This is a genomic window from Bradyrhizobium sp. 191, assembly GCF_023100985.1.
GTDB classification, from domain to species: Bacteria; Pseudomonadota; Alphaproteobacteria; order Rhizobiales; family Xanthobacteraceae; genus Bradyrhizobium; species Bradyrhizobium diversitatis.
The window spans coordinates 7,739,966-7,762,433 of sequence record NZ_CP064692.1; the positions used below are offsets into that span (position 1 = coordinate 7,739,966).

A 22,468-nucleotide genomic window follows, 5' to 3' on the forward strand; every position below is an offset into this window, starting at 1 on the left:
GGCGCCACGACTTCTCAAAAGGATTTATCATGCTTGATACGATCAGCGCCGGCGCGGCGCAGGGCGCAGCACAGCTCGGCTGGACCGGCGTGGTACGCTTCCTCCATCTCACCCCACGCGCGTTCCTGCCGATGCGCGCAGCCGGGACCATCACCCTCGTCGCCGGGAAAGGAATCGAGGGCGACCGATACATGATCGGCAAGGAAGAGGGGTTTTATTCGCACAAGCCGGAAGAGGGCCGGCAGGTCACCCTGTTCGAACTCGAGACGCTGGTTGCGCTGAAGCGCGACGCCGGGATCGAGCTCGGACCGGAAGAGCATCGGCGTAACGTCACGGTGGAGGGCGTGCCGCTGAATCATCTCGTCGGCCGCCGCTTCTGGCTGGGCGAGACCCTGCTGGAAGCGACGCGGCTGTCGGTGCCGTGCCGGCACATCGAGGAGATCACCGGCAAGGCGATCTTCGATCCCCTGATCAATCGCTCCGGCCTCAACTGCAAGATCCTGCAAGGCGGCGTCGTCAGGGTCGGCGATACCGTGCGGAATGCGGCATGAGCGCGCGCCCGATCACGACGGTCAAGACGGTCGTCACCGCCATCGAGGAGGCGGGGGCAGGCATCAAACTGTTCACGCTCGCCGATCCCGACCGGTGGGAACTGCCGCCGTTCAAACCCGGCGCGCACATCGATCTGCATCTGCCGAACGGGCTGGTCCGCACCTATTCGCTGTGCAACGAGCCCGCGGACAACACGCGCTATGTCATCGCGGTGAAGCGCGAAGCGGATGGACGCGGCGGTTCGCGGGCGCTGCACGACGAAATCGGCATCGGCGATGTCATCGGCGTGTCGCTGCCACGCGGCGGACTTGAGCCCCAAGCGCGCATCGCGCGCTACGTGTTCCTGGCCGGCGGCATCGGCGTGACGCCGTTCCTGTCCATGGCGCGGCACCTCGAACGAACGAAGCAAGCCGACTTCATGCTGCACCTGATCGTGCGTGAGGAGGTGCCGCTCCCCACGCATCTCGGCTCACTGGTCGAAGAGGGGCGTATCATCGTGCATCGGACGTCCCGGACCGGCCGTCCCGATCTCGCAGCGCTCGTCGGAGAGGGCGGATCCGAGACGATGGTCGCCTGCTGCGGCCCGGAAAGCATGACCCACGATTTCGAGCGGGTGACCGCAGCGTGGCCCGCTGCGAGCGTCCATATCGAGCGGTTCGTCGCACCGCCACCGATCATCGATCCCGACGCCAAACCGTTCACACTGTCATTGGCGCGTTCGGGCGCGGAGATTCAAGTGCGGGCCGGCCAGACCATGCTGGCCGCATTGCAGGAGGGAGGCATCGACATCGCGACCTCCTGCTGCGGCGGCATCTGCGGTGCCTGCAAGGTCGGATGGATCGAGGGCAAGCCGGTTCACCGCGACCGCATCCTGTCGCCGTATGAACGCGAACGCTATCTCATGGTTTGCGTGGCGGGCTCGGACGCCGAGCGGCTGGTGCTGGATCTCTGAGCTACCAATGCACGCTCTGGCTCGGCACGATGAACGTCGTCGTGCTTGGCTGCGGCGCAAAGCTCCTCGCCAGATACCAGCCTGAGCCCAGGACGAGCGCGAGCAGCGCGATGACGGCGATCAGGTCGATGGTTCTGGGATCGTGTCCTCTGTGACCGAAATTCGGACCAGGCCGGAAGTGAAAATGAGGGCTGATTCTCCAGCGCATTGTTGTTTCCTCCCGTGGGAGCATCGAAACAACGCGAGCGGAAAGTGCCGGTTCCAGTCAGGGCGGCGATGCACCAGCACTGCAGCCTCCATCAGGGCGCATTGACCCCGCGCCAGCGGCCGTAGCGCCAGGGCAGATACCAGCGTGCGCCTTGGGGTGCGGTGAGGGGGACGTTGTCGATGCCGGACGTGCCGAAGGGATTGCAGCGGAGCAGGCGCGCGAGGGTCATCCAGCCGCCGGCCCAGAGCCCGAACCGTTCGATGGCCTCGTCGCCGTAGACGGAGCATGTCGGCAAGTGCCGGCAGTTGTAACCGACCAGGGGCGACAGCGTATGGCGATAGAGCCAGATCAGCGCACGCCCGAATCTGCGGGGCAGCCGGAGCGCACCGTCGACGGAGCTGGAACAATGCTCGCAGGCTGAATGCTTCATGTGCGCCTTGCTGCAACGTTAAGCGAGGTGTTGCCCGGTTCCGGCGCAGGGAACCGTAAGCTGTTGTTTACGCGTCATATTTTGCATGCTTTTTGGGAGCAGTGCAGCAAGTATCTATGGACGAACTGTATTCCCACGGATACCATTTTTATGACGTTCATGTGTAGACTCATTGAACGCGCAAAACGGGGCTTGCCTGAATTCGCCTTGGGGCTTGGGGAAGGGACCAGTTTGAAACGTCTGACGTCGCTCAATCTTCGCGGCTGGTTGCTGGTAGGAACCGCCGTCTGTGGCGTCGCGCTGGCTGGCGCCATCGCGACTTTCGGGTCGTCGGCCCGGGCAGGCAACACCCTCGAAGAGCGCAAGCTGCCGATGAAGTTCAGCTGGGTCGCCTGCGAGCCGAACTGCCGCGGCTGGGTCAGCGCGGTCGGCATCATCACCGCCGACACGCCAAGGGAATTCGAAGAGTTTTCGCGCGGACGTCAGCTCGGGGGCGCGACCGTCGTGCTTGATTCGAGCGGCGGGTCCGTCAACGACGCGATCACGCTCGGCCGGCGCTTTCGCAATCTCGGGCTTTTGACCACGGTCGGCGTCAGCCTCCGCGGCGGGCCGTCGACCCGCCCGGCAGTCGCGCCGGAGGCCTATTGCGAATCCATGTGCGTGTTCCTGCTGCTCGCCGGCAAGAAGCGCTACGTGCCGGAAGCCGCCCATGTCCGGGTCCACCAGATCTGGATGGGCGACCGGGCTGACGATGCCAAGGCGGCGAGCTATAGCGCGCAGGATCTCATGATCGTGGAGCGCGACATCGGCCGACTCGCCAAGTACACGTTCGACATGGGCGGCGCCGGCGACCTGCTGTCGCTTGCGCTCAGCGTTCCGCCCTGGGAAGACCTGCACGAGCTCGACGCTGGCGAGCTCAAGCTCACCAATCTGGTCACGACCGATCTCGTGGCAGATGTGCTCCCCCATGTGGATCTTTCAGCGCCGGCAATGGCGGAGCTGGCACCGAAGACGCAGGCCAGGTTCGGCACGGAACCGGAGCAGGCGCAGCCTGCCAAATCGACCAAGACCGCGGAAGCCCTTGTGCCGACGGGTGGCGTGGCCGCGCCGACTGCGGCGACGCAGAAGTAAGCTTCCCGCACGGTCATTCCGAGGCGTCGCGAAGCGACGAACCCTGAATCCAGCTGTTGTAGGCATGATTTCCGGGCTCGCCTTTGGGCAGTCCGGAATGACATCGGCTTGGGATCAGCCCTGTGCAGCGGCCGGCTGCTTGGCCTTGGCTTCGATCTGGCCGATGGCATCGACCACGGCGTCGAAGGTCAGAAGCGTCGAGGCATGACGCGCCTTGTAGTCGCGGACCGGCTCGAGGAACTTGATTTCTTCCCATTTGCCTTCGGGAGGCGCACCGTTCTCCTTCAGCATCTTGCGAACGGTTTCGCGTAACTCACGGAGTTCGCTCGCAGTCGAGCCAACCACGTGACTTGCCATGATGGATGAAGAGGCCTGGCCCAAGGCACACGCCTTCACGTCATGCGCGAAGTCGGTGACGGTATCGCCATTCATCTTGAGGTCGACCTTCACGGTCGATCCGCACAGTTTGGAGTGGGCAGTGGCGGAGGCGTCGGGGTCCGACAGCCGCCCGAGGCGCGGAATATTCCCGGCCAGTTCGATGATCCGCTTGTTGTAGATGTCGTTCAGCATGTGATGGAGTCCAACACGTCCACGGCCACTTCCGGGCCGGATCGGCCTTGGCGGGCGCCGCCCACGGTCCTATATAGAGACGGAACTGGTGGAAAAACAGTCCAGCGGTGCGGTGGCGGTGATCCAGATATGCGCTGCCGGCGTTATCGCCTCAGGACTTTCCGCCGAAACTTGTTCTGTTCAGGCGTCCGGCGGCTTGGCCGCCCCGTCTGCCGGTGACACTCCGGCCGCAAGGCCGTCGAACGGAGTCGATATGGACGCTGCAATCAAATCCATCCGCCCCAACAAGCCCGCCGACCGGCAGCCCGAGAGCCGCCCGGCCGAGCTTGATCCTGCAGAATTCCTTGCTGCCGCCGTTCGCGCTGACCAGCCGCGCCCGGCACGTGCCGAGGCGGAAGCCGCGGTGAAGACATTGCTTGCCTATATCGGCGAGAACACCGAGCGCGAGGGCCTGCTCGACACGCCGCGCCGTGTCGTCGAAGCTTTCGACGAACTCTATCAGGGCTATCACCAGTGCCCGGCCGAGGTGCTCGACCGCACCTTTGGCGAGACCGCCGGCTATGACGATTTCGTCCTGGTGCGCGACATCGAATTCACCTCGCAGTGCGAGCACCACATGATGCCGTTCTACGGCAAGGCGCACATCGCCTATACGCCGGTGGAACGTGTCGTCGGCCTGTCCAAGCTTGCGCGCCTGACCGACATCTTTGCCCGCCGGCTCCAGACCCAGGAGCACCTGACGGCGCAGATCGCAGCTGCCATCGACGAGATCCTCAAACCGCGCGGCGTCGCGGTGCTGATCGAGGCCGAGCATACCTGCATGTCGGTGCGTGGCGTCGCCAAGCATGGCGCCTCCACCTTCACCAGCCGCTTCACCGGCATGTTCCGCGACAATCCGGCGGAGCAGGCCCGTTTCCTGTCCCTGGTGCGAGGCACGCGCTGACCTCGCGACTAGATCGGCGAGGTCATTATGTCCGCTCACTCCCATGAGATCGAGGAAGGGCTTTCCTTCCAGCCGCGCTTTGATGCCGCCGGCCTCGTGACCTGCGTCGCGACCGACGTCGCCACAGGCGATGTGCTCATGGTCGCCCACATGAACGAGGAGGCGCTGCGCAAGACCATTGCGACCGGCGAAGCCTGGTACTTCAGCCGCTCGCGCAATGCCTTGTGGCGAAAAGGTGAGACCTCAGGTCAGACCCAGCGCGTGGTCGAGATGCGCACCGATTGCGACCAGGACGCGGTCTGGATCCGGGTCGAGCAGGTCGGCGCGGCCTGCCATACCGGGCGCCGGTCCTGCTTCTATCGCAAGGTCGAGGCGGACGGTGGGGGAGCGAAGCTGGTCTTCGCCAATGCGGATCGGCTGTTCGATCCGAACGACGTCTATAGGAAGTAGCCACCGTCATTCCGGGGCTCGCACCTACGGTGCGCCCCGAAATGGCTCGGGGCGGGCGGGGAAAGCCAATTAACCCCGCATTAACCATGCCTGTCCCACGGTGAGACGACGGGCGCCGAATTGCCGGCGTCGCTCAATGCCGCGCGGGGCGGGCACTTCATCATGTCGATCGACAATTCCAGTGCCACGCAGACGGTCGGACTCGATCCGTCGCGCGCGCGTGTCGCCGGTGCGATCAAACAGGCCTCGAATATCTCTGGCGTCAGCTTCCAGTACATGCTGACCACCGCCAAGATGGAATCGGATTTCGATCCGACGGCGGGGGCCACCACCTCGTCCGCGCACGGGCTCTACCAGTTCATCGACCAGACCTGGCTTGGCACGGTGAAGGAAGCCGGCACCCAACTCGGCTATGGCAGCTACGCCGACGCCATCACCAGAACCTCGGCCGGCACCTACACCGTCGATGATCCCGTGATGAAGCGGTCGATCATGAAGCTGCGCGACGACCCCGAAGCCGCATCCACCATGGCGGCGGCGCTGACGCAGTCGAACAGCTTCAAGCTCACCGGCCTGCTCGGCCGCAGGCCGTCCGACAGCGAGCTCTATATGGCGCATTTCATGGGTGTCGGCGGTGCGGCCAGGCTGATCGCCAATGCCGAGGACAATCCACAGGCGGTCGGTGCGCGGCTGTTTCCCAATGCGGCATCCGCCAATCGCTCAATCTTCTACGCCAAGGACGGCCGCGCCCGCAGCGTCTCCGAAGTCTATTCGGTGCTCGACGCACGCTACGCCGGTGCCGCCAATTCGAAAGTGACGCGCAGCGCGATGGCGATGTACGGCGACACGCCGTCGACCACCGAGGTCGCGAGTGCGATCGGCGTGCAGCCGACGGCGCCGGTGATCGACAATGCCGTCTATCTTCAGACCTTCCCGAACACACGCGCCGCGACGCCCGTCAGTGTAACCTCGCCGTCGACGCTCGCGGACAATGCGGCGGGCACGCCGGTGTTTCGTTCGATCTATCAGCCCGGCGATGCCACGCAGCCGGTCTCGACCACGGTGCAGAAACTATGGGGGAACAACGCCTCGCTCACCTCGGTCGCGTCGGCGACGCCGGACCTGCGGCCGCCGCAGCCGCTCGATCTCTTCAGCGATCGTAGCGGCACGTTCTCGAGCTAGTCGCCGTCTCGTGTCCCGGACGCGCTGCAGCGTGAAACGGTGCTGCGCTGGGCCGGAATCCAGTGCTGCGAACCTCTCTCGAAATTCAGGGCCCCGGCTCGGCAGCGCATTCGCCGAAGGCGTGCGTTGCTGTCGGCGCACGTATGGGTAGTGCTCTTGTTCCATTAACAAAACGTCAATAAAACCAGTCAGTTATGGTGAACGCTTTGTTAAGCGTCATGGTTTATTTTGTGTTGCAGGTGACGAGCCGTCACTCTTTTCGTTTGTTTGTGTAAGCCGGAAGCAGGATGATTGTTCGGCAATTTATTAACTGGATCAGGACGGCGCCCGCAGGCGAGCGGGCCGAGGCAACACGGGCGCTGGCGCGGGCCTGGCTGATCTCAGACCTTTCTGCAGACGACCGCATCGCCGCCGAAGGCGCGCTTCTGATGCTGCTCGACGATCCCTCGCCCCTGGTGCGGCAGGCGATGGCCGAGGCCTTTGCCCGCAGTGCCGAGGCGCCGGCCGCGATCGTGCGGGCGCTGTCAGCAGATCAGCCGACCGTCGCGCTGCCGGTGCTCGAACATTCCCCGCTGCTGATCGACGCCGACCTCGTCGACATCGTTGCGACCGGCAACGAGGAGGTGCAATGCGCGGTGGCCCGCCGCATCGCGTTGCCGGTGTCGGTGTGCGCCGCGATCGCTGAAGTCGGCTGCGCAGCTGCCGCACTTGAGCTGATCGAGAATCCGAACGCCGAACTCGCCCCGTTCTCCTGGGACCGCATCGTCGAGCGCCACGGCCATCTCGCCGCGATCCGCGAGGCGATGCTGGTGCTGGAGGATCTGCCGTCCTCAACGCGCGCGGCGCTGGTGGCAAAGCTCTCGCAGACGCTGGCGCAATTCGTCGTGGCGCGGAACTGGCTCAGCGCCGACCGCGCGGACCGCATCACGATCGAGGCACGTGATCGCTCCACCATGAACATCGCGGCGCGCTCGCGCGGCGAGGACATGCAAGGCCTGGTCAGGCATTTGCGCATCACCGGCCAGCTGACCGCGGGGCTGATCCTGCGTGCACTGCTCTCGGGTAATCTCGATTTGTTCGACGCGGCCCTCGCCGAGCTCGCCGATCTGCCGCTGGCGCGCGTCTCCGCGCTGCTGCACGATCGCGGCGGCAACAGCCTGTACGCGCTGCTCCGTCGCGCCGGGCTTCCGGAGGCGACGTTTGCGGCGTTCCAGGTCGCGCTCGATGCCAGCCACGAGCAAGGCTTCGTCGATAGCGACGACGGCGCGGCGCGGCTGCGCCGGCGCATGGTCGAGCGCGTGCTCACCCACTGCGAGACCGACCGGGGCGCCACCGAGCCGCTGATGGTCCTGCTGCGCCGCTTCGCTACCGAATCCGCGCGTGAAGAGGCACGGCTGTTCTGCGACGAGCTCGTTGCGGATGATGCGATCGATCCGCTGTACGACGACCTGATCGCGGCGTAACTGGATCTGCGCGCTCCGTCATTGCGAGCGCAGCGAAGCAATCCAGAATCCCGCCGCGGAGGCAGTCTGGATTACTTGGCCGCGCTCGCAATTGACGAAAGAGCGGAGCGCCTACTCCACCGGCGCGATGCTCGGCGCCAGGATGACCTCGAGATGCTCTGGGCGGTCGCGATTGACGTTGGCGAGATAGTCGTCGGCGACCTTGCGCAGGCGGCGGCTGAGCTCGGCGGAAACGCTGAGGCTGTCGAGCCTCGTGTTCTCGTGCACGATGGCGAGAATGGCATTGATGTGGTGCGTGAACAGCTCGGCCGGCACCTTTTCCAGATCAGGCGCGTGCTCGATGATACGGCACAGGCTCTCGGCAATTCCCGCTGCCGAAGCAAAGCCGAACGTCGCCGCATCGCCCTTGATGTCGTGTGCGGCGTGGAACAGCTCGTCGCGCAGATTCTTCGTGAAGCCATCCTTCTGCACGGCGGTCCAGGCGGTGGACAGTCTCTGGACCTCGATCGCCATCCAGTCCTTGAACTCACCGGAGAGGCTCGCGAGCGCTTGTTCGGCGCGGCCGACCGGATCGTCCATGTCCTTTTCTTCGACGCGGCGCAGGACCTTGCGCAGCGGGTTGGGCTGAGTGATGACGTGGTGCGTGGCGAAGGCCTTGACCTCGATGTCCTTTGCGCTGTTCTTCGCCATGATACCTGCCTCGCCTGAAGACGTTGCGCTAGATGGAGGAGCGGGCCTTGTCGAGCAGCGAGGGCTGCTGCAGCACCTCGTGCTTTTCGCCGACGCGGCGTTCGGGTCCCATATAGGCGGAGTTGGTGTTGCGGCGCCGGTCCGGCCCGAAATAGGTCTTGGTCTTGATGAAGGGGCGGGGATTGGCGACCACGTTGAGGATGCGCTGATAGAGGCCCTTGGCCGAGATCGGCTTGGCCAGGAATTCGGTGACGCCGGCATCGCGCGCGACCGTGACGCGACGCTTCTCGGAGTGGCCGGTCAGCATGATGATCGGTGCGTAGGGATTGCCCTTCGATTCGGGCTGGCGGATCATCTGCGCGAGCTCGAGCCCGTCGAAGATCGGCATGGCCCAATCGGTGATGACGATGTCGGGCACGTAATGGCTGTACATTTCGAGCGCCGTGGCGCCGTCCTCGGCTTCATAGACCTCGCGCGCGCCGAACGAATGCAGCAGCGTCCGCAGGATGCGGCGCATGTGCGGATTGTCGTCGCAGACAAGGAAGCGCAGCTTGTTGAAGTCGATGCGAAACATGACGCCCGGGCCAAAGCGGTCAACCTTCGTTAACCATATCGCGCCGGGAGTTAACGAAGCGTTGCGACCGGGGTTCAGTAGCCGAACTGCTCGCGCAGGATGCGCTCTTCGAGGCTGTGGCCGGGATCGAACAGCATCCGCATCGATATGGTCCTGTCGGACAGCACCTCGACGCGGCGGACGTCGCGGACCTCGTCGTGGTCGGCGACCGCCGCGACGGGACGCTTCTCGCCCTCCAGCACCTCGATCACGACATAGGCCGTGTTGGGCAGCAGCGCGCCGCGCCAGCGGCGCGGACGGAAGGCGCTGATCGGTGTCAGTGCCAGCAGCGCGGCGTTGATCGGCAGGATCGGTCCCTGGGCGGAGAGATTATAGGCGGTCGAGCCGGCCGGCGTCGCCACCATGATGCCGTCGGCGATCAACTCGGACATGCGCTCGCGCTCGTCGATCAGGATCCTCAGGCGCGCGGCCTGGTAGGTCTGCCGGAACAGGGCGACCTCGTTGATGGCGTGGTGCAGATGCACCCGGTCATGCATGTCGGTCGCGCGCATCAGGAGGGGGTTGATCTCGGATTCATGCGCGGCTTCGAGCCGCGCCCGCAGATCGTGCGTCGAGTACTCGTTCATCAGGAAGCCGACCGTGCCGCGGTGCATGCCGTAGATCGGCTTTCCCGTGTGCATGTTCTGGTGCAGCGTCTGGAGCATCAACCCGTCGCCGCCGAGCGCGACGACGACGTCGGCATCCTTCGGGTCGTAATTGCCATAGTCCCTGGTGAGCTGGCCAAAGGCGGCCTGCGCCTCGCTGCTCGGGCTGGCGACGAAGGCGATCCGGTCGTATCGCGAGGGCTTTGTCATGGCTTCCCGGGCAGGTGCCGCTGGCTCGAGTAAGTTCCGCCGGGCTCGTCTATACGAGGTGGGCCTGCATTGTCGAGGAGGACCGCCCTCCAAAGCTGACGGAGGACTGTCGCTCCTGGTGATTTGACCCTCTGCGGCCGGTTCAGGCCCCCGCCAGACCAAGGATTCCCCAAAGCGTCGCAATTCCGGGCTAACCTTTCTGTCCTCACCGGCTGTCACAGCCGGGCAGGGAGAACGATCATGATCACGAATTTGCCGGTGCTCCGTCGAACGGTCCTGGCGCTGGCGATCTCGGCTTTCGCGCTTGCTGGATTTGCGCGCGCCGACGATCCGCCGAAGCCGCGCCCGGAGACAGCTGCTCCGTCCGGGCAGAAGGGTAGTCGCGGCGGTGGTCCGCAGAACACGTCGCAGGCGTCGCCGTCGGCGGCCGAGTTGCACCGTCTCCCGCCGGATTCGACCACGAAGCAGACGCTCGATCTGCCCGGCCGAACCCTCAATTTCGCCGCGACCGCCGGCTCGATCCGCGTGTTCGACGGCAAGGGCGAGCCGCTGGCCGACATCGCCTACACGTCCTACGAACTCGATGGTGCCGATCGTGCCACGCGCCCCGTGACGTTCCTGTTCAATGGCGGTCCCGGCGCGTCCTCGGCGTGGCTTCAGTTCGGCGCGGCCGGCCCCTGGCGTCTGCCGCTCGATGGCGAAGCATTGTCGCCCTCGGCCTCGCCCGAGGTGAAGCCGAACGCGGAGACCTGGCTCGACTTCACCGATCTCGTCTTCATCGATCCCGTCAGCACCGGCTACAGCCGCTTTGTCGCCAGCAGCGAGGACGCGCGAAAATCCTTCTACTCCGTCGACGCTGACGCCAATTCGATCGCGCTCGTGATCCGCCGCTGGCTGGAGAAACACGATCGGCTGACCTCGCCGAAATACGTCGCTGGCGAAAGCTATGGCGGCATCCGCGGGCCCAAGGTGGTGCGCCAGTTGCAGCTTCAGCACGGTGTCGGCGTCAGGGGACTGATCATGGTGTCGCCCTTGCTGGATTTTCGCGAGTTCACCGGCACCAGCCTCCTGCAATATGTTGCGACACTGCCAAGCTATGTCGCGGTGGCGCGCGAGGCCAAGGGACCGGTCAAGCGAGCCGACCTCGCCGACGTCGAGGCTTATGCGCGCGGCGAGTTCCTGGCCGACCTCGTCAAGGGCGAGGCGGACAAGGAAGCCACCAATCGCTTGGCCGACAAGGTCGCTGAACTCACCGGCATCGACCAGGCGGTGAGCCGCAGGCTCGCCGGCCGCTTCGACGTCGGTGAATTCCGCCGCGAGTTCGACCGCAAGAACGGCAAGGTGACGGGGCGCTACGACGCCTCCGTGCGTGGCTTCGATCCCTATCCGGATTCCAGCAGCTCGCGCTTCGGCGATCCCTCCGGCGATTCGCTGCAGGCGCCGCTGACGAGCGCAGCGGTCGACGTGCTGACGCGCAAGCTCAACTGGCGGCCCGACGGCTCCTACGAAGTCCTGAACGGCGCCGTGGAAGGCAACTGGGACTTCGGCCGAGGCATCAACCCGCCGCAATCGGTGTCCGAGATGCGCCAGATCCTCGCCACGGATGCGAAGCTGAACGTCCTGGTCGGGCACGGGCTGTTCGACCTCGCCACGCCCTATTTCGGAACGAAGCGGGTGCTCGACCAGCTGCCGGCCTTCGTGACGCAACGCGTGAAGTTCGTCGTCTATCCCGGCGGCCACATGTTCTACTCGCGCGACGGATCGCGGCAGGCGTTCCGTAGCGAGGTCGAGCGATTGATCAGGGAGTAGGCCTTCGTTTGCGCGACGGATATCGGCGGGCGATTTCCTTCGCCACGACGCGCTCCGGCTTCACGTTCGCGCCGGCGATCCAGATGTCGCTGATCTTGCCGCGCTTGTCACGGATCCGGCGCACCGGCTCGCCATGGCTGGAATAGCCGGCGGCCCAGGCGAGCCTGCCGGTGTCGCGGCCGATGACTTCGATCTCGGCGGCGTCCATGAAGGGGTTGTTGAACTGCGGATTGGCGACAAGCACGCGGTTGCCCGCGGGGACCAGATCGGTCGCGCCCCAGATCGTCCACCATCGGCCGGTCCAGTCGCGCACGCGGCGGTCGGGTGCGCCGCGGGTCTTGAAGGTGCGCAGGATCTGCATCGCGCCATCCATCCAGAACGGGGCCGCGCCGTCGATGGAGTTGCTGAGGATGCTGATCGCGAGCTCGCAAGCGGGAATGGAGCAGGTTCGGGAGATGTAGCCCTGGAAACCGCCGCCATGGCCGAACCAGTCCCAGCCGTCGGTCTTGCCGGCATTGACGCCCAGGCCGTAGTAGGTCTCGAAGCTCTGCGGGATGCGCCAATGGTGCCGCGTCATCTCGCGGCGGCTCGCGACCGACAGCACGCTCTTCTTCGCGTTGGGTGCGAGCTGCGCGAAGAAGCGGGCGGTGTCGGCGGCGGTGGCGACGAAGCCTGCGGCGGATGCCATCGCATGTGCGGGATTGTCGCCGGGGATCACGCAGCGTTCGCCCAGCGGGACGATGCGCGTATGACCGCACGCGAACGGCGTGCCCCTGGCAAGCGGTGCATTCGGCTCGGTTTCGCGCAAGCCCGCAAGTTCGATGATCTCGCGCTTGATCCAGACCGGGTAGGACTCCCTCGTCACGGCCTCGATCACGAGGCCGATCAGCCCAAAGCCGTGATTGGAATATTTGAAGCGGGTGCCGGGTTCGATTGCGGTCGGCAGCTTCAATTCGGCGAGCAACTCTTTCGTGCCGAGATAGGGGCGGCTGTCGATGAACTGGCCGGAATCGGTGCCGTCGCGCGTCAATCCCGCGCTGTGCGACAGCACTTGCGCGATCGTCGTCTCGGCGACGCGCGGATGCAGGCCGCCGACATAATCGCCCACGGGATCGTCGAGCCGGATCTTGCGCTGCTCCCGCAGCTTCATGATGCCGGCCGAGGTGAAGCTCTTGGAGTGCGAGGCGATGCGGAAGCGGTGGCGTGGGGTGAGCTTCTCGCCGGTATCGAGATTGGCGAGGCCGAACGCATGCTCGGCGACGACCTCACCGCGATGGGCGAATGCGACGATGACGCCGGGCTGCTGAATTGTCGTCAGTTGGAATTCGATCCAGGAGCCGATGTAGTCGATCGCGGATCGCAGCCACGTGTCCATTGCACACCAATCTGCAGGGAAGAATGGTGGCGGAGGCTAGCCGAGAAAGCGGAACGGGCACAACCGAAAGGTTGTGCCCGCCGACTTCGTTCAAGGATATGGTGTCTCAGTAGACCAGCGTCGCGCCGGTCGGCTTGTCGAGCGCTGCGGCAAGCGAGCGATACTCCAAGCTGTCGGTGCCGGCAAGCGAGGCGATCTTGTTCAGATGATACTGCGCCTGTTCGCGGTTGCCCTGTTCGAGCTGCCAGAGGCCGTAATACTGCCAGGTGCGGACGTGGTTCGGATCGTCCTTCAGCGCCAGCTCGTAATAGACCTTCGACGACTGGTAGTCGCCGAGCTTGCGATAGGAGTAGCCGATCAGATTGGCGACGTCGGCGACGTCGTCGCGCTTGAGCGACTTCAACTGGCCGATCGCGCCCGTGTAATCGTGATTGTCGTAGATCGCGGTGTAGGCGGTGCGATAGGCCGCGAGGAACTTGGGATCGCTGACGGAAGAGCTCTTCTTCTTGCCCTTTTTGGACGAGCTATCCGACTTCGGCGGCGAGGACGGCTCGTCGCTGCCTGCGGCATAGGCGCTCGACAGTACCGGCGCCGCCGCCAGCGTCATGGCGACGAGGCCTGGCACAACAAGCATTGAGAGTTTGCGCATCGAAATTCTCCCGTATGGAACGTGGCGATCCTACACGATTGCCCGAAGACCAGAACCCCCATCGCGCAAAAACATTCCCGCTTCGCACGATCTATTGGCCCGGTCGCTGATGACAAACTTGTCATCCAGATGAACGGAAGCCTGCTGGGGACTTCAGACTGGGTTCAATGTGCCCCGCCTAGGCTGCGACCTACGATCGAAAGGTGGGCGAGAGGGCGCCGCCTCGAGATCCTTCAAGAGGAGACCACCATGTTGAAGACCATCTCCGCAGCCTTGCTCGCAGCATCCGTGATCGCAGCCCCGGCCTTCGCTGCCGAGGCCGGAAAGTCCGCCACGACTGCCCCGGTGATCAAGGCGGACCAGAGCCAGACCAAGGCGTCGACCACCGCCGCGAAACCGGACGCCGGCGTCAAGGCCGATCTCAAGCCTACGGACGTCAAGGCCACCGACGCCAAGGTGGATCCCAAGGTGGATGCCAAGTCGAAGGCGATGAATGCGAACGCCGCGGTCACCACCGGCGAGCACAAGACCGTGCGCAAGGATCGCCATGATCACAAGCAGGTCACGGCCAAGGAGTCGCAGAAAGCGCAGCCGGACGTGACCAAGCCGGCGGCATCAGACCAGCGCAACTGACGGCTGATCCCGCGCGGCGGCATCCCTGGCATTGCCCCGCCGCCGCGCGCGGACTTCAGGCCCGGTCCGCTCGCCCAGTCTCGTGCGAAAGCCCGAGGTGCCGGCGGCGGGCCGGTGCGCTGCTTGCGCCGCGGCAAGCGAATTCCCTTCGTGCAGGCTTGGAGCTAGAACGTCTCCTGATCTGATCGAGCGGAGAGCGGGGCCTGTGGGGCGGTTGGCGAGATGTGCGGTGATAGTGGCATTGCCCTTGGCGCTTGCGGGCTGTTTCGGCAGCGACGGTGACCGTCCAACGCTGATGGGCGGGACCCAGGCCGGCGGGCCGCAGCCGTTTCCCGACAACTTCCGGAGCGACACGCTGGCTCTGATGCGGACCTATCTCAACAATCCGGTCGGCGTGCGCGACGCCAGCATGGCCGAACCGGTGCAGCGCGAGGTCGGCGGCCGGCAGTTCTATGTAAGCTGCCTGCACTTCACCCCGCGCGAGACCGATGGCAGCTACAAGGCCATGCGCGAACGGGCCGTGATCTTCGTCAACGGCCGGGCGGACCGCGTGGTCGACCGGACCAGCGATCTCTGCGCCGGTGCGGTTTACGCCCCCTTTCCGGAACTGGAAAAGATGACGCGGTAGCGCAAAGCCCGCCTTCATCGCCTGATGTTAGATAGACGCAGCCGGAGCCGCTGGATCACATTTCGGCGAGCTTTGAACGAGGTGATTTCCTCTTGAGACGAATCGTTGCGCCAAGCCTTGTGAACGCAACAAAAACAGTTAGCTCTGGGGTGGTGTGACGGAACAAAATCGCGTTGTTGCCACCCCGTCACAGTGACGAACGATCAACGTTCCGGCATCGCCGCGAGGCAACCCAATTCACGCCACGTTGTTTCCTGAGTGTCGTTATGAAAGAACGGGGACGATCATGAAATCGATTTTGCTGGGTGCAGCCGCTGTGCTTGCGCTGGCCGCGCCGGCCGCCGCCGCGGACATTCAGCCGCGCACCTACACGAAGGCTCCGGCCTATACGCCGCCGCAGGTCATTTACAACTGGACCGGTTTCTACATCGGCGGCCATGTCGGCGGCGCGTTTGCAGGCGACAACAGCTTCCAATCCAGCGACGCTCGCTTCATGGGCGGCGTGCAGGGCGGCTTCGACTACCAGTTCGCGCCCAACTGGGTGGTGGGTATCGAAGCTCAGTATTCCTGGCTGCCGACCAACAACAACGGTGCCACCTTCCCGCTGGGCACGCAGGTGACCTCCAACACCGACCAGATCGGGTCGGTGACCGGTCGCATCGGCTACACCTGGGGACCGACGCTGCTATACGCCAAGGGTGGCTATGCCTGGCGCAATAACGGCCTTGGCGTGAACATCGCCGGGGTGCCGCAGGCCTTCACCACCACCGGCAACAACAAGGACGGCTATACCGTCGGCGCCGGCCTCGAATACATGTTCGCGCCGAGCTGGTCGGCCAAGGCCGAGTACCAGTACTACAATTTCGGCAGCACCACCTTTACGTCCGGCCCGGCCGACATCGTCGGTGCCCGCGGCCGGGAGGACGAGCATACCGTCAAGGTCGGGGTGAACTACCGCTTCGGCTGGGGCGGTCCGGCAGGCTCCCGCTACTGACTGCCAGCGGCGATCGAAGACCCGACAAAGGCCGGCTCCGCCGGCCTTTGATTTGCCGGTTTGTCAGCCGATTGTTTGCTTTGCGTGAACCATCTGGCGCGTCATTTGCTTGCAAATGATGGCTGGCGCGCCTTCTCACGCGCGTCATGGGGGCGGGGTAAAGCAAAAATAATTTTTGCGATCTACGGAACTCGCGCTCCGGAACGCGTTATATGACATTTATCGGGCTGGTGGGACGACGGACATGCGTATCTTGGTGTCGGCAGTGGTGCTCTCATGCTTCTCTCTCCTGCCGTGCTCTGCACAGACAATCCTCAGATCCGAGCCTCTGATGCTGGCACCTTATGAGGTGGCCTTCGTCAAGGATGCTTCCTGTCCGTCGGGCAAGGTCATGAAGGTCACCGGCGCCATCCGTGGGTTACATCGCCGCAAGACCTGCGTGGCCATGCCGGGCGAGCAGGCCTCGCTGGCGGCCGCGACGCCCTGAGCCCCGCTCCGGTTTCGTGCCGGACTCAGGAATTCAGCTCAAGCTCCATCCTCGCCTGCTGGTCGGCCTCAGCCTTGTTCTTGGCGGGGTCCTCGCCTTGGGCTGCCTGGCACGGGGCGATCTCGTAGCCGTTGTCGAGCACCCGGCGCGGTCCCGGCCGCTCGTCGTCCGCAACCACGTCCACGACGAGACCGCTTCGCTGCGCAAGCTTCCAGACGTCGGACTCACTGGGATAGGCCTTGCTGATCTGGGCATCGTTGCAGAACAGGGCGTAGGGCATTCTTCCCGCTCCAAGAAACCCGGTCAACGAGCTTGCCCGGCCAGGGGTTCCGGCCCGCCGCCAGATCACGGAGCCGTGATCGGCCGCCGCTGGTCCTTGAGTCCTTAACGAGTCCTAAATCCCGGAAAAAAGAATCCCTGGGACTCGTCGCCCGGAATCAGCGGATGTTTTCCGCCATGACGAGCGACCTGAAGACATCCTGCGGGCACATGCTCCTGCCGCTCACGCTGGCGCTGCTCGGCGCCTGCGCGGCCAATCTCTGGCTGGTCTGGTTCTGGCTATAGGCCTTTGACCGGGCGCTATTTTTTGGCCGGGGGACCGGCGTCGCGGATGGCGGCACGCAATCTGGTCAGGGTCGCCGTACAGTATTCCTCACGCTCGCGCTCGAAGCGCTCCTGATGCTTCCGGAAACTGGCAAGGCGAGCCTGCATCTCGGTGCGGAAATCGCCGCTTGCCCGCGCCGCGAGAGGTGCGGGCCGGGGCGGAAGCGGAACTTGTGGCAGCTCGACCTCGACGGCGGCCTCCTCCGTGGCCACGATCTCCACCGCGACGGGCGAGCCAACCGCGGGCGCATCCGGCTGCAGGGCGTCATCCTTCCTGCCGGTTACCGATTGGACGAAGGCCAGCGTCTGCGCGATCAGTGCGTCGCGCTCCTTGATCCATTTCATGATCCACCTCAGCCGCGCTCATTCCAGCAAAGCGGCCGCATCGAATCAAGGAGGTTCGAAAGGGATTGCATATTTTTCCCGATCGCCCGACATTGAGAGAATGGTTGCGGGAGAAGAACGGTCGGACGAAGTGGAGGGGCTGAGGCTCATCCGCGCGTTCCTGTCGCTGCCGCCCGACAAGCGGGCGGAGGTGATCGCGTTCGCGGAAGAATTGGTGCGTGCCCACGCCCTGACCACGGAGGGCAGGGAGGCCTCGCCGCGGTGAGCGCTACCGCTCGCGGGGATTGACGTTGGGCTCGAACGGCGCGCCGACCACCCGGACTGGAGCCTGGAGCGATGTCCGGGCGACGTCGATCACGGCTCTCTCGGCGACGCGCTTTTCAGGGGCCGGCACCAGCTCCGGCCCGAGCAGCGCCAACGTGCCGGCCACGGCGCCACAGCACAGCATCACCGTCACCAGCAGAATGATGTTTCGGTTTTCTTCCCTGATCCGCATGGGTCAAGAACGAGCGACGCACGTCTTTGGTTCCGGTCCGGCATTTCATCGACCTATCGTGCCAGCAGAAAACCCATTGCGATCGCGAACAGCACGGCCGTCATTACGACGGCCGCAACCGCACCGGCGGCGATCCTGGCTTTCTCTTTGACCGTGGTGGGACGCATCGTACACGCACGCTACCTCATGTTGAACTCGGATCCAAATTATGATCGGTAGCGGCGCCTGCGATGCGCGCGGCCAACATCCACTCCTGAAGGTCTGCCTATGAACGAGGACGTCAGCGACGGCTGGGCCGCGTCCGCGGCCGCCTGGATCGTCGAGCAGGGACAAGATGGCGACTATGGTCGCCGTTTCGTGCTGGACGCGCCGATGAAGGAGCGCATCGAAGGGCGCGGCTTCCGCAACGCGCTCGACGTCGGCTGCGGGGAAGGGCGCTTCTGCCGCATCATGCAGCGGGCCGGCATCCGCACCACCGGTATCGATCCGACCGAGGCGTTGCTCGCGCGCGCCCGCGAGCTGGACCCGGACGGCGACTATCGGCTCGGCCGCGCCGAGACGATGGAGGTCGATGGGAGCTTCGATCTGGTCGTCAGCTATCTCAGCCTGATCGACATGCCCGATCTCGATACTGCGATCGCAAGGATGGTGGCGGCGCTGCGCCCGGGCGGTACGCTGCTGATCGCCAACCTGACGAGCTTCAACACCGCCGGCCAGCCGGACGGCTGGACACGCGATAGCGAGGGCGAGATGCGCTTCGCCATCGATCACTACATGGACGAGCGGCCGATCTGGGCCGCCTGGCACGGCATCCGGATCCAGAACTGGCACCGTCCGCTCAGCACCTACATGACCCTGTTGCTCGATCACGGTCTGCAGTTGCGTCTGTTCGTCGAGCCGCAGCCGACAGGCGGCAGTCCCGAGCAGGTCGCCCGTCATCGCCGCGTGCCCTTCTTCCACGTCATGGAGTGGCAGAAGCCGGCCTGAGGGCAAGGCAGGTGATTTCGGCGGCGACGCATCGCCTGTACACTGGCTCATGACTTGCTTGAGGCTCGTCCGATGATCTCCTGTCGTCCTCCCGTGCTCGCCCATGAACGTTTCCTTGCCGACCGGGAGAACTTCGCGGGCCTCGATCTCGCCGCACGGTTCGAGCGTATCGAGCGGACCAACCTTTGGGGCGCGGCCACTTCGGTATCCGGCCTCGGCTCGGAGGATTCCGCGACCGCCGCGATCCGCGAGGCGCTTCCTGCACTGCTGCAACGGCTCCGCGTGCGCTCGCTGCTGGATGCGCCCTGCGGCGATGCCGGGTGGATTGGCCGGCTCGAGCTCGATGTCGATTACACCGGCATCGACATCGTGCCGTCGCTGATCGAAGCCAACCGCCGGCGTGTCGCAGACGGCGCTTTGCCTGGCCGGTTTCTCGTCGCCGACATCACGCGCGATGCATTGCCGCGTGCGGACATCGTTCTCTGCCGGGACTGCCTGGTGCATCTGAGCTTTGCGAACATCGATCGCGCCCTCGCGCAATTTCGGATGAGCGGGGCGCGCTTCCTGCTGGTCACCACCTTTCCCGAATGGGACGGCAACCGCGATTGCGAGGACGGCGACTGGCGGGCGCTCAACATGGAGAAGGCGCCGTTCGACTGGCCCGCGCCGGACGCGCTGATCAACGAGCATTGCGAGGAGGGCGGTGGTGGCTGGCGCGACAAGAGCCTCGGGCTCTGGCTGCTGGAGGATGTCGGATGATCGATGCCAGATGCAGTTGCGACGCTGTTTCACTATCGCTTCCAAGATAGAGCAGACTAGTCGCGGCCTGTCATTGCATCGACTGCCAGCGGCGAACGGGAGCGCCCTTCGGTGTCGGTACGTTCGACCCGGTCGAAACCGTCAGGATCGATTTCCGGTATGCTGAAGGAGTGCGTTCGAGGGATCGAAACATGCTTGGGTCGAGATCGGCGGCTCGGGTGTCGAGCACTTCGAACAGAGCAGCGCAGCAAGAGTTCAGGTCGAGGCTGGAGCATCGAGCGCTGGTGCCGGCGCGGCCGGTGTTCGGTCAGGGGCGCAGCCTTGCGTTAGACGGCGTTCCTGTTGTCTGTATCGGTTCACCGGGAGCACGGTCCAGCGGCGGGTGAGGCCTCGCAAGTCCTACCGTTCCGGGAGGTGCGTCGTTGCTGGCGGTACGGGTATTGACGCGCTCTAACGTGACTGTCGATGCAACCACAATGGCGATGGCCAAGGCGACAGCGGATAGGGCTAAGGCTGCTCGATCATTCGGGTCCAACGCCAGACCTCCGCGAGACGGCTCTGTGGCAAAAGGATAACGCAGAACCGATGATTTGGTTCTTGCGTCAGGCCACGACGCGGTCTCGGCAAAATCCATGGTGCCGGCTGAGGGGATTGAACCCCCGACCTTCGGTTTACAAAACCGCTGCTCTACCGCTGAGCTAAGCCGGCGACGCTTGAAAGCGGAGCGGGGCCCGGCATATGCGCCGGTTGTCCGCCCGGGCGTCGCAATATCAGACTTGGTCGGGAAGTGCCAGAACCCGCGATGATTGATGCAGGCACGAAACAGGCGGCCCGAAGGCCGCCTGGTTCATCGCGCTTGCGCTCGTTGACCTACTGGCAGATGTGCCGGCGGCCGTCTTCGCCCTTGAACCAGGTCCCGGGCGTACAGACGAAGCCGTTGCGCTGGGCGTAGGTGCGGTTGTCCCATCCACGATTGTTCCAGCCACGGTCCCACGAATTGTCATAGGCGTAGGAATTGTCCCAGGCGCGGAATGGGGCGGAGGCGATCGCGCCAGCGGTGCCGATCGCGGCACCGGCAACGCCCGCGGCGACGTCGGTCGGCCAGAAGCCGGTGCGGCTCCTGTTCCAGTCGTTATTCCAGTCGCTATTGGCCTGACGATAGGACGCGCGGCGATGACGATAGCCGCTATCGGTGTACGGGTTTCCGGGGCCGAGGTTCTGGCAGTTGGCGTTGGGGAATTGCGCCGAGCAGCGGCCGGGATTGGTGACGACCGCCTGCGCCATGGCGGAGCCTGCCAGCATGGTCGCTGCAATCGCCGTGGCCCCGAGAAGCTTGATGTTCATGGTTGTTCGCTCCCATTTTGTTGACGGGAGCTAAACGCTGACGGCGCAGGACGTTCCGATGCAACCGTGGGATTTTCGCGAGCGAACAGTCAAACGGATGTGAGCGCGGCGGCGCTGTTCCGGCGGCGGAGCCCGCGCCGTTAACACTTCGCTAGCTTGCTTTGCAGCATTTGAGCGGCGCGCAACCCTTACGCATTAGGCTTACCGGAAATTGGTGAGCAGGCCTTAACCCTCTCTGCGTTGCGATCAGATAGCGTGGCGCCGGACAACCGGGATCCTCTCATGCGCGCTGTGATGCTCGCCGCCTTTCTCATCGGACTGCCTGCAACGGTGTTTGCCGAATCCGAAATCGTCGTTCCGGGCCGTCCCGGCGTGCCGATCATCATCAACAACATCGATGCGTCCTACGCCGTGGTCGAGGGCGTCTGGGGCCTGGGCAAGAACCAGCAGGTGCAGCCCACGATCTATGGCGGACGCTATATCGCAGAGCGGCAGCCCGATAACGTCGGTCATTATTATCCGACGCTGGGCTTGCGGCCCGGCTATGGCCGGCTCGAGGTCGAGCCGCCTGCGAACCGCAAACTGCCGAAACCGGCCGAGAGCTACCACGAGAGCTGGGGTGCGTCGTCCGCGCCGCTGCCCGTGCAGATGGACCCGCCCGTCGATCCTCCGCCGGTGATCTACGCGCCCGAGATCAACGAGCGTCCACGGCCGCCTCGGCCGCGGCCGCACACAGAGCTGCCCGGCAGGCCGCCGGGTTGAAAAACGTAAATCGAAAAAACGGAAATCAACAGGAGAGAGTAATGCGTCAGATGATTTCGGGACTGGTCGCGGCAGCAGCCGTGACGTTCGCAGCCACCGCGCCCGCCGCGGCCTGCGGCTTCACCACCTGCGCGCCCGTTGCGCCGGTCTATTCCGGCTGCAACACCGGCTGCGGCGGCTATGGGTATGGCTACGGCTACGGTTATGGCGCCTATGAGCGTCTCGCCGAGCCGACCACGCAGTATTACTACGTGAACCAGGGCCCGACCTATACCGGTCCGGGCGCGTTCGCGCCGTATCCGACCTACCGTGAGGATGCGGTCGTTGCGCCCGCCAATTACGGCTACGGCTATCGTGCCGCCGCGGTCGCGCCGCCGGCCGCTTACCCCTATCGCCGCCCGTACTACCGTCCGTATCGTTACGGCTACGGCCCCCGCTACGGCTATCTGCCGCGCGTGCACTACGGCCACGGTCCGCGTTATGGCTACGCTCATCGCCACGGCTACGCCTATCGCAACGCGCCGCATTATCACGGCGGTCACCGCGCGCTGCGCCGCCATTACTGATCTCTGATCGGGTCGAGATTTGCGAAGCGCCC

29 protein-coding genes, 1 tRNA gene and 1 pseudogene are annotated in these 22,468 nt (G+C 64.7%); 18 read left to right on the top strand and 13 right to left on the bottom strand.

Annotated elements, in window-relative coordinates:
* Nucleotides 1–29: 29 nt before the first annotated feature.
* A complete protein-coding gene (locus tag IVB23_RS36415; protein WP_247801865.1) occupies nt 30–551 on the top strand; it encodes an MOSC domain-containing protein in 522 nt (173 codons plus the stop codon).
* The gene (locus tag IVB23_RS36420; RefSeq protein WP_061880571.1) at nt 548–1,504 is read left to right on the top strand and encodes a PDR/VanB family oxidoreductase; all 957 of its coding nucleotides are present in this window, start codon (nt 548–550) and stop codon (nt 1,502–1,504) included. The genes IVB23_RS36415 and IVB23_RS36420 overlap by 4 nt, the downstream gene beginning before the upstream one ends.
* 1 nt (nt 1,505) lies before the next feature.
* Here IVB23_RS36420 and IVB23_RS36425 read toward each other — a convergent pair whose 3' ends face one another.
* Both IVB23_RS36425 and yidD read right to left on the bottom strand, forming a co-directional pair.
* A complete protein-coding gene (locus tag IVB23_RS36425; protein ID WP_061880572.1) occupies nt 1,506–1,712 on the bottom strand; it encodes a hypothetical protein in 207 nt (68 codons plus the stop codon).
* 91 nt (nt 1,713–1,803) lie between these two features.
* A complete protein-coding gene (gene yidD, locus IVB23_RS36430) occupies nt 1,804–2,142 on the bottom strand; it encodes a membrane protein insertion efficiency factor YidD (protein WP_061880573.1) in 339 nt (112 codons plus the stop codon).
* Between the two features lie 231 nt (nt 2,143–2,373).
* On the opposite strand from yidD, the gene IVB23_RS36435 reads away from it, so the two are divergent.
* Entirely contained in the window at nt 2,374–3,273 is a 900-nt protein-coding gene (locus tag IVB23_RS36435; protein WP_247805025.1) for a hypothetical protein, read from the top strand.
* A 114-nt stretch (nt 3,274–3,387) separates the two neighbouring features.
* On the opposite strand, the gene IVB23_RS36440 is transcribed toward IVB23_RS36435, so the two are convergent.
* Nucleotides 3,388–3,843, bottom strand: a complete 456-nt coding sequence (locus IVB23_RS36440) for an iron-sulfur cluster assembly scaffold protein (protein WP_024340718.1) — start codon at nt 3,841–3,843, stop codon at nt 3,388–3,390.
* A gap of 253 nt (nt 3,844–4,096) precedes the next feature.
* Between IVB23_RS36440 and folE the strand changes: the two genes are divergently transcribed.
* The 4 genes from folE to IVB23_RS36460 all read left to right on the top strand — a co-directional run bounded on the left by folE (nt 4,097) and on the right by IVB23_RS36460 (nt 7,881).
* Entirely contained in the window at nt 4,097–4,786 is a 690-nt protein-coding gene (folE, locus tag IVB23_RS36445) for a GTP cyclohydrolase I FolE (RefSeq protein WP_061880575.1), read from the top strand.
* A gap of 27 nt (nt 4,787–4,813) precedes the next feature.
* Nucleotides 4,814–5,236: a phosphoribosyl-AMP cyclohydrolase gene (hisI, locus tag IVB23_RS36450; protein WP_247801867.1), complete on the top strand. Its 423-nt coding sequence runs from the start codon at nt 4,814–4,816 to the stop codon at nt 5,234–5,236.
* A 120-nt stretch (nt 5,237–5,356) separates the two neighbouring features.
* Complete coding sequence (locus IVB23_RS36455) at nt 5,357–6,418, top strand: lytic transglycosylase domain-containing protein (RefSeq protein ID WP_247801869.1); 1,062 nt, start codon at nt 5,357–5,359, stop codon at nt 6,416–6,418.
* A 287-nt stretch (nt 6,419–6,705) separates the two neighbouring features.
* Nucleotides 6,706–7,881 carry a DUF2336 domain-containing protein gene (locus tag IVB23_RS36460; RefSeq protein WP_247801870.1) on the top strand — a complete coding sequence of 392 codons (1,176 nt, stop codon included), beginning with the start codon at nt 6,706–6,708 and terminating at the stop codon, nt 7,879–7,881.
* 111 nt (nt 7,882–7,992) lie between these two features.
* On the opposite strand, the gene IVB23_RS36465 is transcribed toward IVB23_RS36460, so the two are convergent.
* From IVB23_RS36465 to IVB23_RS36475, 3 genes are all read right to left on the bottom strand, one after another.
* Nucleotides 7,993–8,571, bottom strand: coding sequence for an Hpt domain-containing protein (locus IVB23_RS36465; RefSeq protein ID WP_247801872.1), 579 nt, complete (start codon nt 8,569–8,571; stop codon nt 7,993–7,995).
* Between the two features lie 28 nt (nt 8,572–8,599).
* Nucleotides 8,600–9,145, bottom strand: a complete 546-nt coding sequence (locus tag IVB23_RS36470) for a response regulator (RefSeq protein WP_008549760.1) — start codon at nt 9,143–9,145, stop codon at nt 8,600–8,602.
* 74 nt (nt 9,146–9,219) lie between these two features.
* Entirely contained in the window at nt 9,220–9,999 is a 780-nt protein-coding gene (locus IVB23_RS36475; RefSeq protein ID WP_061880580.1) for an NAD kinase, read from the bottom strand.
* Between the two features lie 240 nt (nt 10,000–10,239).
* Between IVB23_RS36475 and IVB23_RS36480 the strand changes: the two genes are divergently transcribed.
* The gene (locus IVB23_RS36480) at nt 10,240–11,808 is read left to right on the top strand and encodes a peptidase S10 (protein ID WP_247801874.1); all 1,569 of its coding nucleotides are present in this window, start codon (nt 10,240–10,242) and stop codon (nt 11,806–11,808) included.
* On the opposite strand, the gene IVB23_RS36485 is transcribed toward IVB23_RS36480, so the two are convergent.
* Nucleotides 11,798–13,183: a serine hydrolase domain-containing protein gene (locus tag IVB23_RS36485; RefSeq protein WP_247801876.1), complete on the bottom strand. Its 1,386-nt coding sequence runs from the start codon at nt 13,181–13,183 to the stop codon at nt 11,798–11,800. The genes IVB23_RS36480 and IVB23_RS36485 overlap by 11 nt on opposite strands.
* 106 nt (nt 13,184–13,289) lie before the next feature.
* The gene (locus tag IVB23_RS36490) at nt 13,290–13,832 is read right to left on the bottom strand and encodes a tetratricopeptide repeat protein (RefSeq protein ID WP_247801877.1); all 543 of its coding nucleotides are present in this window, start codon (nt 13,830–13,832) and stop codon (nt 13,290–13,292) included.
* A 249-nt stretch (nt 13,833–14,081) separates the two neighbouring features.
* Here IVB23_RS36490 and IVB23_RS36495 point away from each other — a divergent pair, with 249 nt between their 5' ends.
* The 4 genes from IVB23_RS36495 to IVB23_RS39520 all read left to right on the top strand — a co-directional run bounded on the left by IVB23_RS36495 (nt 14,082) and on the right by IVB23_RS39520 (nt 16,574).
* A complete protein-coding gene (locus tag IVB23_RS36495; RefSeq protein WP_061880584.1) occupies nt 14,082–14,465 on the top strand; it encodes a hypothetical protein in 384 nt (127 codons plus the stop codon).
* Between the two features lie 232 nt (nt 14,466–14,697).
* Nucleotides 14,698–15,093 carry a hypothetical protein gene (locus IVB23_RS36500; RefSeq protein ID WP_061880600.1) on the top strand — a complete coding sequence of 132 codons (396 nt, stop codon included), beginning with the start codon at nt 14,698–14,700 and terminating at the stop codon, nt 15,091–15,093.
* A 286-nt stretch (nt 15,094–15,379) separates the two neighbouring features.
* The gene (locus IVB23_RS36505; RefSeq protein ID WP_061880585.1) at nt 15,380–16,087 is read left to right on the top strand and encodes an outer membrane protein; all 708 of its coding nucleotides are present in this window, start codon (nt 15,380–15,382) and stop codon (nt 16,085–16,087) included.
* 244 nt (nt 16,088–16,331) lie between these two features.
* On the top strand, nt 16,332–16,574 hold the full coding sequence (locus IVB23_RS39520) for a DUF6719 family protein (RefSeq protein ID WP_061880586.1): 243 nt from the start codon (nt 16,332–16,334) through the stop codon (nt 16,572–16,574).
* A gap of 25 nt (nt 16,575–16,599) precedes the next feature.
* Here IVB23_RS39520 and IVB23_RS36515 read toward each other — a convergent pair whose 3' ends face one another.
* Nucleotides 16,600–16,854: a hypothetical protein gene (locus IVB23_RS36515; protein WP_061880587.1), complete on the bottom strand. Its 255-nt coding sequence runs from the start codon at nt 16,852–16,854 to the stop codon at nt 16,600–16,602.
* Between the two features lie 299 nt (nt 16,855–17,153).
* A complete protein-coding gene (locus tag IVB23_RS36520) occupies nt 17,154–17,522 on the bottom strand; it encodes a hypothetical protein (RefSeq protein ID WP_247801878.1) in 369 nt (122 codons plus the stop codon).
* Between IVB23_RS36520 and IVB23_RS36525 the strand changes: the two genes are divergently transcribed.
* A complete protein-coding gene (locus IVB23_RS36525) occupies nt 17,521–17,787 on the top strand; it encodes a hypothetical protein (RefSeq protein ID WP_156505153.1) in 267 nt (88 codons plus the stop codon). The genes IVB23_RS36520 and IVB23_RS36525 overlap by 2 nt on opposite strands.
* 3 nt (nt 17,788–17,790) lie before the next feature.
* Here the strand turns inward: IVB23_RS36525 and IVB23_RS36530 are convergent, their stop codons facing one another.
* Nucleotides 17,791–18,018: a hypothetical protein gene (locus IVB23_RS36530; protein WP_247801880.1), complete on the bottom strand. Its 228-nt coding sequence runs from the start codon at nt 18,016–18,018 to the stop codon at nt 17,791–17,793.
* A 267-nt stretch (nt 18,019–18,285) separates the two neighbouring features.
* Between IVB23_RS36530 and IVB23_RS36535 the strand changes: the two genes are divergently transcribed.
* The 3 genes and pseudogenes from IVB23_RS36535 to IVB23_RS36545 form a co-directional block, all read left to right on the top strand.
* Entirely contained in the window at nt 18,286–19,005 is a 720-nt protein-coding gene (locus tag IVB23_RS36535) for a class I SAM-dependent methyltransferase (RefSeq protein WP_247801882.1), read from the top strand.
* A gap of 72 nt (nt 19,006–19,077) precedes the next feature.
* The gene (locus IVB23_RS36540; RefSeq protein ID WP_247801884.1) at nt 19,078–19,764 is read left to right on the top strand and encodes a class I SAM-dependent methyltransferase; all 687 of its coding nucleotides are present in this window, start codon (nt 19,078–19,080) and stop codon (nt 19,762–19,764) included.
* Nucleotides 19,761–20,017, top strand: a pseudogene (locus tag IVB23_RS36545) (aldehyde-activating protein); the annotation flags it as partial. The gene IVB23_RS36540 and the pseudogene IVB23_RS36545, both read left to right, overlap by 4 nt.
* Before the next feature lie 380 nt (nt 20,018–20,397).
* On the opposite strand, the gene IVB23_RS36550 reads toward IVB23_RS36545, so the two are convergent.
* Nucleotides 20,398–20,472, bottom strand: a tRNA-Thr gene (locus IVB23_RS36550).
* A gap of 162 nt (nt 20,473–20,634) precedes the next feature.
* Complete coding sequence (locus IVB23_RS36555; protein ID WP_061880591.1) at nt 20,635–21,108, bottom strand: hypothetical protein; 474 nt, start codon at nt 21,106–21,108, stop codon at nt 20,635–20,637.
* Nucleotides 21,109–21,390: 282 nt separating this feature from the next.
* Here IVB23_RS36555 and IVB23_RS36560 point away from each other — a divergent pair, with 282 nt between their 5' ends.
* Together IVB23_RS36560 and IVB23_RS36565 are read left to right on the top strand one after the other, a co-directional pair.
* Nucleotides 21,391–21,870 (top strand): hypothetical protein, encoded by a 480-nt coding sequence (locus IVB23_RS36560; RefSeq protein WP_061880592.1) that lies wholly within the window; start codon nt 21,391–21,393, stop codon nt 21,868–21,870.
* Nucleotides 21,871–21,911: 41 nt separating this feature from the next.
* Nucleotides 21,912–22,436 carry a hypothetical protein gene (locus tag IVB23_RS36565; RefSeq protein ID WP_061880593.1) on the top strand — a complete coding sequence of 175 codons (525 nt, stop codon included), beginning with the start codon at nt 21,912–21,914 and terminating at the stop codon, nt 22,434–22,436.
* The last annotated feature ends 32 nt before the right edge of the window (nt 22,437–22,468 follow it).

What these genes read in the sequence shown, in the direction of transcription:
- IVB23_RS36530 (WP_247801880.1), bottom strand. Translation starts at nt 18,018, where the DNA reads ATGCGGATCAGGGAAGAAAACCGAAACATCATTCTGCTGGTGACGGTG.
- hisI (WP_247801867.1), top strand. Translation starts at nt 4,814, where the DNA reads ATGTCCGCTCACTCCCATGAGATCGAGGAAGGGCTTTCCTTCCAGCCG.
- IVB23_RS36485 (WP_247801876.1), bottom strand. Translation starts at nt 13,183, where the DNA reads ATGGACACGTGGCTGCGATCCGCGATCGACTACATCGGCTCCTGGATC.
- IVB23_RS36440 (WP_024340718.1), bottom strand. Translation starts at nt 3,843, where the DNA reads ATGCTGAACGACATCTACAACAAGCGGATCATCGAACTGGCCGGGAAT.
- IVB23_RS39520 (WP_061880586.1), top strand. Translation starts at nt 16,332, where the DNA reads ATGCGTATCTTGGTGTCGGCAGTGGTGCTCTCATGCTTCTCTCTCCTG.
- IVB23_RS36415 (WP_247801865.1), top strand. Translation starts at nt 30, where the DNA reads ATGCTTGATACGATCAGCGCCGGCGCGGCGCAGGGCGCAGCACAGCTC.
- IVB23_RS36565 (WP_061880593.1), top strand. Translation starts at nt 21,912, where the DNA reads ATGCGTCAGATGATTTCGGGACTGGTCGCGGCAGCAGCCGTGACGTTC.
- IVB23_RS36470 (WP_008549760.1), bottom strand. Translation starts at nt 9,145, where the DNA reads ATGTTTCGCATCGACTTCAACAAGCTGCGCTTCCTTGTCTGCGACGAC.
- yidD (WP_061880573.1), bottom strand. Translation starts at nt 2,142, where the DNA reads ATGAAGCATTCAGCCTGCGAGCATTGTTCCAGCTCCGTCGACGGTGCG.
- IVB23_RS36520 (WP_247801878.1), bottom strand. Translation starts at nt 17,522, where the DNA reads ATGAAATGGATCAAGGAGCGCGACGCACTGATCGCGCAGACGCTGGCC.
- IVB23_RS36535 (WP_247801882.1), top strand. Translation starts at nt 18,286, where the DNA reads ATGAACGAGGACGTCAGCGACGGCTGGGCCGCGTCCGCGGCCGCCTGG.
- IVB23_RS36420 (WP_061880571.1), top strand. Translation starts at nt 548, where the DNA reads ATGAGCGCGCGCCCGATCACGACGGTCAAGACGGTCGTCACCGCCATC.
- IVB23_RS36465 (WP_247801872.1), bottom strand. Translation starts at nt 8,571, where the DNA reads ATGGCGAAGAACAGCGCAAAGGACATCGAGGTCAAGGCCTTCGCCACG.
- IVB23_RS36515 (WP_061880587.1), bottom strand. Translation starts at nt 16,854, where the DNA reads ATGCCCTACGCCCTGTTCTGCAACGATGCCCAGATCAGCAAGGCCTAT.
- IVB23_RS36425 (WP_061880572.1), bottom strand. Translation starts at nt 1,712, where the DNA reads ATGCGCTGGAGAATCAGCCCTCATTTTCACTTCCGGCCTGGTCCGAAT.
- IVB23_RS36480 (WP_247801874.1), top strand. Translation starts at nt 10,240, where the DNA reads ATGATCACGAATTTGCCGGTGCTCCGTCGAACGGTCCTGGCGCTGGCG.
- IVB23_RS36540 (WP_247801884.1), top strand. Translation starts at nt 19,078, where the DNA reads ATGATCTCCTGTCGTCCTCCCGTGCTCGCCCATGAACGTTTCCTTGCC.
- IVB23_RS36495 (WP_061880584.1), top strand. Translation starts at nt 14,082, where the DNA reads ATGTTGAAGACCATCTCCGCAGCCTTGCTCGCAGCATCCGTGATCGCA.
- folE (WP_061880575.1), top strand. Translation starts at nt 4,097, where the DNA reads ATGGACGCTGCAATCAAATCCATCCGCCCCAACAAGCCCGCCGACCGG.
- IVB23_RS36555 (WP_061880591.1), bottom strand. Translation starts at nt 21,108, where the DNA reads ATGAACATCAAGCTTCTCGGGGCCACGGCGATTGCAGCGACCATGCTG.
- IVB23_RS36460 (WP_247801870.1), top strand. Translation starts at nt 6,706, where the DNA reads ATGATTGTTCGGCAATTTATTAACTGGATCAGGACGGCGCCCGCAGGC.
- IVB23_RS36475 (WP_061880580.1), bottom strand. Translation starts at nt 9,999, where the DNA reads ATGACAAAGCCCTCGCGATACGACCGGATCGCCTTCGTCGCCAGCCCG.
- IVB23_RS36505 (WP_061880585.1), top strand. Translation starts at nt 15,380, where the DNA reads ATGAAATCGATTTTGCTGGGTGCAGCCGCTGTGCTTGCGCTGGCCGCG.
- IVB23_RS36525 (WP_156505153.1), top strand. Translation starts at nt 17,521, where the DNA reads ATGATCCACCTCAGCCGCGCTCATTCCAGCAAAGCGGCCGCATCGAAT.
- IVB23_RS36490 (WP_247801877.1), bottom strand. Translation starts at nt 13,832, where the DNA reads ATGCGCAAACTCTCAATGCTTGTTGTGCCAGGCCTCGTCGCCATGACG.
- IVB23_RS36560 (WP_061880592.1), top strand. Translation starts at nt 21,391, where the DNA reads ATGCGCGCTGTGATGCTCGCCGCCTTTCTCATCGGACTGCCTGCAACG.